The organism is Mycolicibacterium peregrinum (genome assembly GCF_001665625.1).
Taxonomy (GTDB): domain Bacteria; phylum Actinomycetota; class Actinomycetes; order Mycobacteriales; family Mycobacteriaceae; genus Mycobacterium; species Mycobacterium peregrinum_B.
Genome location: NZ_LZSY01000078.1, coordinates 39,296 through 45,387, shown reverse-complemented (window position 1 = coordinate 45,387; position 6,092 = coordinate 39,296). Strand labels below are relative to the sequence as shown.

Genomic DNA, 6,092 nt, shown 5'->3' with positions numbered 1-6,092 from the left:
GAGACCGGTGGTGGTGCAGCGCTACCGCGGCCCGGTTGAACAACTCGTTCATGATTTCGCGAAGTCGCTCGGTATCGACCGCGGCGGCGAGTTTCATCGAGCCGACGACGTCAGCGAAGAGCACGGTGACCTGCTTGCGTTCGCTGGTTGTCGTCCGCTCACCGACCGCGCTCCCGCACATGTCGCAGAAGCGAGCCCGCGGCCGCAGGTCGCTGCCGCACGACTGGCACCGGCGCGCCGTCTCAGCGACCGGGCCGGCCATTCGCCAATCCAACTAGTGCGTCAATACGGCAATGATCGCGTACTCGGGGTCAGACCACACCTTCTTTGGCGTAGACCATCCGCAGCACCAGCCCGACCTCCGGACCCATGACCGTGTCACACAACTCGCAGTAGGCGACGACGAAGGCCGGTCCGTGGGGCGGGTCGGCCTGGCTCACGTGGTGGGCCAGTTCGTGCAGTACCACCAACTCTCGCAGTGCCCAGGTATCACGCTCGGGGACGGCGATGACGGCCTTGCCGTCGACCAGTTCGTAGTGCGCTGCGGTGGCACCCCGACGGGAACGGACCGCGACCGGGCCGGCTCCGACCCGGGCGACGACGTCGTCGACGTAGCGCTGCACTGAATCGACGGACCCGAATTTGGCCTCCGGCGGCAACGTCAGTGAGGTACCGAAGAAGTCGATGACGCGCGAACTGTGTTGGGCCGCACGGTCGAACATGGTGCGCACGAACTGTTCGGCGGCGTACACCCTGGCACGCTGGGTGTCCCTGGCGCTCACTGCTCCAGGGCGCCGCGCGCGCCGGAGATCTCCTGGGTGGCCCCGAGCCGCGCGTGGCGACCGGCGCGATCCCCGGCCCGGCGGGCGGCCGACGAATACCCGGCCGAGGCGTTCGTGGCACGCCAGGTCCCACGGGCCTGCGAGGCCTCCCGGTAGAAGCTACGCAGCTCGATGTCCTTGTCCCGCAGGGCGATAGCGGTGCCCGGCCGGTCGGCCTCGTCGGCCTCGCGTTGCGCTTCCTCGCGGGCCTGGGTCAGGCGCTGGCCTATCCGGGCACCGAAGGCCAGCTGGAAGTTGAGCCGGGCGGTGATGGTCGGAGTCGGCCGGTGGGCGCCTGAGCCGATATAGCTCTCCGACGCTTTGACCATCTGCACCAGGAGGCTGGTGTACAGGGCGTGGGTGGCGTCGATGTCCTCGGCGAACCCGTAGGCGTAGACGAAGGTCGAGTTGGACGCCACATCGCATTTCACGTCGTTGGCCATCCCGATCACCACGAACAGCTGCACATAGGTACGCAATCCGCGTCTTCCGGCTTCGCCGATGGTGATGGTGCGTTGCACCGGCATCTGCGCCTTGGTGCGCTCCGCGGAATGCGCGCGGGCCAGGGCCAGGTCGATGGAGGTGGCGGTGGCCAGCCGCTGGGCGGCGGCCATGAACGCCTCGGCCTCGTGGAGGTTGTCGGTGCCCTCCGCCTGACGCAGCAGTGCGGCGATGCGCGCCAACATCTTGTCGTCGCTCACGCGACAAACCTAGCCACCGGTACCGACAAACTTGCCGATCGCCTCAACCACCTGCGGTGACAACGGACCGGGCTTGCCGTAGTTGGCGATGCTGTCGGTGGGATCGTCGCGCAGCACATGGTTGACGCCCTTGAGCTCGACGACCGTGAGCGCGGTGTGCTTGAGCGCCCCGATCAGCGGACGTTCGGTCTCACAGCTGGCCTGGGCGTCAGAGTCCGAGCAGGTGAGCAGCACCGGCATCCCGTCGGGCAGCCGCGCGGCCAGCTGCAGGGGATCGATCTTGTCGGCCTCGACGATGGCGTTGAGGTTGTCCTTGTTGACAATGGCACCGAGGCCTTCGGGCAGGTTGGCGGGCACCGTCCCCTTGGTGCGGATCTCGTCGACGGCGGCCAGCCAGGCCGTCAGGACCTCAGGACTGGCCCCGGCGCGCACCCGGTTGGTGATGATGTCCAGGTAGCGGCCGGACAACGGTTGAAACAGGGCCAGCGAGTGGACCTTCGGATCGGCGGCGCCGGCCAGGGTCATGGCGTGGATGGCGCCCTCGCCGACCGCGTAGATCGACAGCTCGGCCTCGTCGGTGTCGGGCTGTGCGGCCAGGAAACGCAGGGCGGCGGCCGCGCCGGTGGTGTAGACGGCGCTGACCACCTCGGTGGGCTTCGTCGCGTAGGGGCCGAGCTTGGTGGCGCCGGTTCCGATCTTGTCGTAGCGCAGGGTCGCGACTCCCTTGTCCGACAGCGTTTCCGCGAGCTGACGCATGTTGCCGACCGGGCCGACGACCTTGTTGTCGCCGTTGCGGTCGGTGGGCCCGCTCTCGGAGATCAGCAGTGCCGCCGGGGTCGTCGCGCCCGAATGCCGGTAGGTCCCGTGGATGGTGAGTCCGTCGGCGTCGAAGGTGACGTCGGTGTCGGTCCAGTTCGGCTGCTGGTCCTGCGTCGATGCCTCCTCCGCGCCGCAGCCGGCGACCAGGAGCACCGAAAGCAGTGCCACCACAAGCTTTCTCACAGGTGGGTCTCGATCCAGGACGTCACGTCGTCGAGAACCAGCCCCTTCTCGGGCTCGTTGAACACCTCGTGGAACAGGCCCGGGTACACCTTGAGGTGCACATCCTCGGAGGCCACACATTCGACAAGGCGGTGGCTGCCTTCGACGGCCACCAGCCGGTCCTTCTCGCCGTGCACCACCAGCAGTGGCGCGGTCAGGGCCGAGGCCCGCTGCGGCATGGTCTCCCCCACGATGATCAGCGCCCGGGCGATACCCGCGGGGACCTTGCCGTGCCACACCAAAGGATCGGCCTTGTAGGCCGCCACCACCTCGGGATCGCGGGAAACCGCATTGGCGTCGAGATTCTCCACCGGCAACCCGGGGGCGATCTTGCCGAGCACCTTGGCCACCGCCGCCAGCACCGGCGACACCGCGGCCTGCGCGGCCACCGCCGGTCCCGACAGCACCATCGCGGTGTACTCGTCGGGATATTCGACGCCGTAGCTGAACACGATGCCGCCGCCCATGCTGTGTCCCAGCACAAGGCGCGGGAGGGCGGGATACTCGGCCGTCGCGATGCCGACCAGCGTGTGGAAGTCGCCGACGTATTCGGACATGTCGCGCAGGTACACCCGCTTGCCGCCCGAGCGACCGTGTCCCCGGTGGTCGAGGGCATAGACGACCAGCCCGGCCTCCCCGAACCGTTGCGCGACGTGGTGGTACCGCCCGGCGTGTTCGCCCAGGCCGTGGGAGAGAACGACGACGCCCCGCGGTGCGGTGTCGGGCGTCCATACGTCGTAGACGATGCGGACCCCTCCGACGCCGTCAAAGGTCTGTTCACTGCGGGTGCTGGTCACCCTGGCGAGCGTAGCCGCACCCGTCGGAGATTTTTCGGTCGTGGTTGTCGGGGGTGCTGCGTAAGCTCGCGAATGTGACGGTCCTCGCCCACCGCCTGGATGACGACAGCTCGGCCGATGCGTTCCTGGCCGATGCACAGCGCTACCGCCGTGAGCTGCTCGCCCACTGCTACCGGATGACCGGCTCGCTGCATGACGCCGAGGATCTGGTGCAGGAGACCTACCTGCGCGCCTGGAAGGCGTACGGGGGTTTCGAGGGCAAGTCCTCGGTGCGGACCTGGTTGTATCGCATCGCCACCAATACCTGTCTGACGGCTCTGGAGGGCAGACAACGGCGCCCGCTGCCGTCGGGCCTGGGCAATCCGAGTTCGTCGCCCACCGACGAGATCGCCGAACACCACGAGATCCCGTGGCTGCAGCCGCTGCCTGATTCCACCGACGACCCGGCGGATCCGAGCACGATCGTGGGGACCCGCGATTCGGTGCGGCTCGCGTTCGTCGCGGCACTGCAGCATCTGTCCGCCCGTCAGCGCGCGGTGCTGGTGATGCGGGAGGTGCTGCAGTGGAAGGCGGCCGAGGTCGGCGAGGCCATCGGGGCGTCGACGGCCGCGGTCAACAGCCTGCTGCAGCGCGCCCGGGCCCAGCTCGACGCGGTGGGCCCCAGCCAGGACGATGCGATGGACCCGCCGGATTCCCCGCACGCCCAGAACCTCCTGCGCAACTACATGGCTGCCTTCGAGGCCTACGACATCGACAAGCTCGTCGAGTTGTTCACCGCAGAGGCCATCTGGGAGATGCCGCCCTTCGACAGCTGGTATCAGGGGCCGCAGGCCATCGGCGACCTGTCCCGCTACAAGTGCCCGGCCGAGAAGCCCGGGGACATGCGGTTCATCGCCACGAGCGCCAACGGCCAGCCCGCCGCGGCGATGTACATGCTCAACGCCGAGACGGGCCGGCACGAGGCTTTTCAGCTGCATGTCCTCGACGTGAGCCCTGAGGGCATCTCCCACGTGGTGGCTTTCATGGAACTGTCGCTGTTCGAGAAGTTCGGGCTGCCGGCATCTCTCTAGTCGTCGAGTGGCCAATTACGCCACACGATCTGCTGAAACCCGTGCAACAACTGGCCACTGAGCTCCTCGGGCCCGCAGGGCCGCGCAAACCCGAGCCACGATCACCTGCGGTCGGTGATTCAGCAAGTCCGCTCCGACCCTGACGATCAACCACCCCAGCGCGGCGAGTTCGGCATATCGGTCGATGTCGTTGGCTCGCACGCGAGGATCGGTCCAGTGCTGTGCGCCCTCGTATTCGACCCCGACCTTGAATTCGGCATAGCCCATGTCGATGCGCGCAGACCGCCTGGCGCCGAAGTTCCCGTGCACCAAGATCTGCGTCTGCGGCTTCGGCAGTCCGGCGTCGATCAGCACCAGGCGGGTGCGGGTTTCCGGCGGCGATTCGGCGCCGCCGTCCATCAGGTCGAGGACCTCGCGCAGTTGCACCAGACCGCGAACACCCGGATGCCGGTCGAGGAGCGGTGCGATATCGGCCGCGCACAAGCGAGTCGCCTGCGAGAGGGCGTCCACCTGGATGACGGCCTCGTCCCGACCCGGCCGCCGGCCCAGGTCGAAGGCGGTACGTGCGGGCGTTGTCACCGGAAGACCGGTGAACCGGCGGATCTCGTCCGCATACAACTCGTCGCGGTGAATGAGGATCCCGGTGGTCGGTTTTCCATTGCGGCGGTATAGCTCGGCAGGCGCTGTGGGGTCGATCCACTGCGTGCCGTACACCGCCGACGCCGAGAGGCCCGTCAACGTCGCCTGACGCCCGGACCACAACCACGCGGCCAGAGCGCGCTTCGCCGCTGTCATCTCGGTGCCCTTGGCGAGGTAGACATCGCGGTAGACGGCCTCATGACGGCTCGAGAGTTTCCGTCTCGTCACTGTCCCCTCCGCCAACGCCTCTGTGCCGAGAAAGGGTCCGAGAAAGGGAGAGTCCATGCCCGTACAGTCGCCGGGCCGTGAGACACATCCCCCGGGCTCCCGGCGCGGTGGCACGCCTGCTGTGGATCAAAGTCGCTCTGGGGATCCAACATTCGAATGACCAGTTATGACACGCCAAACCGGTCTCAATGTGCGGCAACTGGCCACTCGGCGGTCAGGAACCTACGAACCTTTGTAGGCCGCTTCTAATTCAGCGATGTCGAACTTCCCGTGGGTGCTCAGCACGGCCGCCATCAACCGGCCATCGGCGGCGTCATCACCCTTGTCCAGCAGGTCGTAGTACTCCGTCGGGGTGATCTGCCAGGCAAGCCCGTATTTGTCCTTGAGCCAGCCGCAGGGCAGTTCCTCGCCGCCCTCGACCAGTGCCGCCCAGATCTGATCGAGCTGCTCCTGTCCGGTGACGCGCACCTCCAGGGAGACGGCCTCGGTGAAGTGGAAGTGCGGGCCTCCGTTGATGCCGACGAAGCGCTGACCCGCCAGTTCGAATTCGACCACCACCGGCACGTCCTGGGGAGAGGGCGAATCGGGGTGGGAAGCGATGGTCTTGACGATGCGGCCATTTCCGCCGAACGCGTCGATGTAGTGCTGCGCCGCCTGTTCGGCCTCGCGGTCGAACCAGAGGTTGGGGACGATGCTTGCGTTGATCTCGGTCATGCGGGATAGACCGGCGTCGGCCGCGCTACTCATCGCCGAGTGGCCACCTGATGCACACAGATCCACCTGACGCTGTGTCAC

The 6,092-nt window shown here is 67.3% G+C and carries 8 protein-coding genes; 1 reads left to right on the top strand and 7 read right to left on the bottom strand.

The annotated features are described in order from the left end of the window. The 5 genes from A5779_RS09945 to A5779_RS09925 form a co-directional block, all read right to left on the bottom strand. Window positions 1-262 (bottom strand): zinc-ribbon domain-containing protein (locus A5779_RS09945; protein WP_131811623.1); only part of this gene is annotated, 262 nt, incomplete at its 3' end. A 49-nt stretch (window positions 263-311) separates the two neighbouring features. Beyond that, the gene (locus A5779_RS09940; protein WP_064881330.1) at window positions 312-782 is read right to left on the bottom strand and encodes a TIGR04338 family metallohydrolase; all 471 of its coding nucleotides are present in this window, start codon (window positions 780-782) and stop codon (window positions 312-314) included. Continuing rightward, window positions 779-1,522, bottom strand: coding sequence for a DUF2786 domain-containing protein (locus tag A5779_RS09935; protein ID WP_064881328.1), 744 nt, complete (start codon window positions 1,520-1,522; stop codon window positions 779-781). Before A5779_RS09935 ends, A5779_RS09940 begins: the two co-directional genes overlap by 4 nt. Before the next feature lie 9 nt (window positions 1,523-1,531). Continuing rightward, on the bottom strand, window positions 1,532-2,524 hold the full coding sequence (locus A5779_RS09930) for a hypothetical protein (RefSeq protein ID WP_064881327.1): 993 nt from the start codon (window positions 2,522-2,524) through the stop codon (window positions 1,532-1,534). After that, complete coding sequence (locus A5779_RS09925) at window positions 2,521-3,360, bottom strand: alpha/beta hydrolase (protein ID WP_064881325.1); 840 nt, start codon at window positions 3,358-3,360, stop codon at window positions 2,521-2,523. The genes A5779_RS09930 and A5779_RS09925 overlap by 4 nt, the downstream gene beginning before the upstream one ends. Window positions 3,361-3,404: 44 nt before the next feature. Here A5779_RS09925 and A5779_RS09920 point away from each other — a divergent pair, with 44 nt between their 5' ends. Continuing rightward, a complete protein-coding gene (locus A5779_RS09920) occupies window positions 3,405-4,430 on the top strand; it encodes a sigma-70 family RNA polymerase sigma factor (RefSeq protein ID WP_064881323.1) in 1,026 nt (341 codons plus the stop codon). 15 nt (window positions 4,431-4,445) lie between these two features. Here the strand turns inward: A5779_RS09920 and A5779_RS09915 are convergent, their stop codons facing one another. Both A5779_RS09915 and A5779_RS09910 read right to left on the bottom strand, forming a co-directional pair. Continuing rightward, the gene (locus tag A5779_RS09915; RefSeq protein WP_064881322.1) at window positions 4,446-5,354 is read right to left on the bottom strand and encodes a type IV toxin-antitoxin system AbiEi family antitoxin; all 909 of its coding nucleotides are present in this window, start codon (window positions 5,352-5,354) and stop codon (window positions 4,446-4,448) included. A 165-nt stretch (window positions 5,355-5,519) separates the two neighbouring features. Next, on the bottom strand, window positions 5,520-6,044 hold the full coding sequence (locus tag A5779_RS09910; RefSeq protein WP_236734715.1) for a VOC family protein: 525 nt from the start codon (window positions 6,042-6,044) through the stop codon (window positions 5,520-5,522). Between the last annotated feature and the right edge of the window lie 48 nt (window positions 6,045-6,092).